Annotated in this window: 2 protein-coding genes; both read right to left on the minus strand. The window is 42.4% G+C overall.

Features of this window, described 5'->3' with window-relative positions:
• Positions 1-731 (minus strand): serine/threonine-protein kinase (locus H6F50_RS24840; protein ID WP_190430740.1); only part of this gene is annotated, 731 nt, incomplete at its 3' end.
• 363 nt (positions 732-1,094) lie between these two features.
• A partial coding sequence (locus H6F50_RS24845; RefSeq protein ID WP_190430741.1) for a carotenoid oxygenase family protein occupies positions 1,095-1,862 on the minus strand: 768 nt, incomplete at its 5' end.

Below are 1,862 nucleotides of genomic sequence, written 5' to 3' on the forward strand. Positions count from 1 at the left end.
ACAATGTCAGAAACAGGGATAGGAATTTCTGGCACCAACACATGAGGAGGGATTGGTTGTTTGGCAATATGACAGTGAACTAATTCCATCGCGTCGGTTGTTTCAAATGGCAGCTTCCCCACGAGCATTTCATAAAGAGTTACACCTAAAGAATAAAAGTCAGTACGGTAGTCAATAGAACGATTCATCCGACCCGTTTGCTCTGGTGACATATAGGCAAGCGTGCCTTCGATCAAATTGGGACTGCTGATTGTTTGGTTCTCTAGGGATAGACGGGATGCAATGCTAAAATCAATAATGTTAACTTCTTCCGTTTCTTGATTGAAAATGATATTGTGTGGCTTAATATCTTTATGAAGAATATTGTGAGAATGAAGTTCTCCAAGAATTTCCGAAATCTGAACTGCTATCTTAAGAACAATTTTAAAATTTATAGGTTTGTCGGCAATAACTTTATTAAGTGATTCTCCACCAGAATCTTCTAAAACTAGCGCAAATCCATTCTTATGATTCTCAAGCCCTAGGGTTTTCACAACTCCCTTAGCATTTAAAGCTTTAATAATTTCATATTCATTTTTTATCCTGGCAATATCTTTCGGACTTGGATAATTATTTTTAATTAATTTGAATACAAGCGATTTTTTATCCTGATGCCTTTTTCCTTGATAAACAACAGTTCTTGTACCTTCGTAGATTTTATTTGTAATTTCGTATCCTGATATTATGACCATCACTTTTACCCTTCTTGTTTAAAAAGTCAAAGAAATCTAAAATTTCTACTAATTCATTCTTTTAATGCTACAGCTACGCTCGCGATCGCCTAGCGGCGCGGATGTGATCTTCGGATGCCGCGAGGATTGGGCTGTGCCTCAATCGCCGTACTTACGAGCCGCTGCTCTAGAGAGCGCCGTTGCAGACACACAGTGAAATGGTATTTGTAAAACTGCTTTTAAACAAAAAAATACCTCATCCTTAATCTTATATAACAAAAATCTACCCCAAGATAGATACAGACGCGAAATATCGCGTCTGTATACGAAGTTACTACCTTAAAAGATTTTCCGATACACAGTAATGCGTATCCAGGGCTTCACTCAACAGGCAGATCGCGGAGTTGGCTCAAAATGGGGATATACCTCGGTTTCAAATAGGTCTTGGATTTCTTGAGACTTTTGCTTCACTAAGTTTTTGTAATCCTGACGCACAGGGATGTTGTACGTGGCTGTGCGGGGGGCAATTTTTTCCAACCACGCGGTGTGAATCGTCAAGCTAAACTTCAATGAAGGATGGCTCAATCTACATCGGGGACCATGCTCCAGATTTTGAGCATCGAAAATCCAAATTTCGTTGCCGTCTGGCGTGAAAACGGTGCAAACAATGTAACCGTCGGTTGAACTATCTTCTGAACTCTCTTCGCTGTTGCGGCGTGGCATAAACTGCGGCGAACTGACAATATAGCCAGCAGGGAACTGATAGCGATCGCCAATCTTCAGCGACTCCTTCGACGACGTGTTTAACCGGAACAAAGAAGCGGGTATACCAGCCTCTGCAAGGCGAAGCATCTCCGTCCGCGGTACTACCCGGTACTTATAGTCTTTGTAAAGGTCGAAGACGAACTGCGTCAGCAACTGCTTCCATAGCCCAAAAGAGATCCAGTAAAGATTATCCAGATGTTTCGGAGGCTTGCCTGACGGCAAGAGACTACGGTAAGCATACAGTCCTACGCCCCAGGTACACTCAGCATCCGAGATTACCTTCGACTCCAAAATTTGACCGCTTTCTCCATCAATTACATAGCGTCCCATCCGGCTGATGTCCATCTCATCGTGTTGCATCCCACACAGGCGAGACGGGACAGAAAT

It is taken from the genome of Coleofasciculus sp. FACHB-712 (assembly GCF_014695635.1).
Lineage (GTDB): Bacteria > Cyanobacteriota > Cyanobacteriia > Cyanobacteriales > FACHB-T130 > FACHB-T130.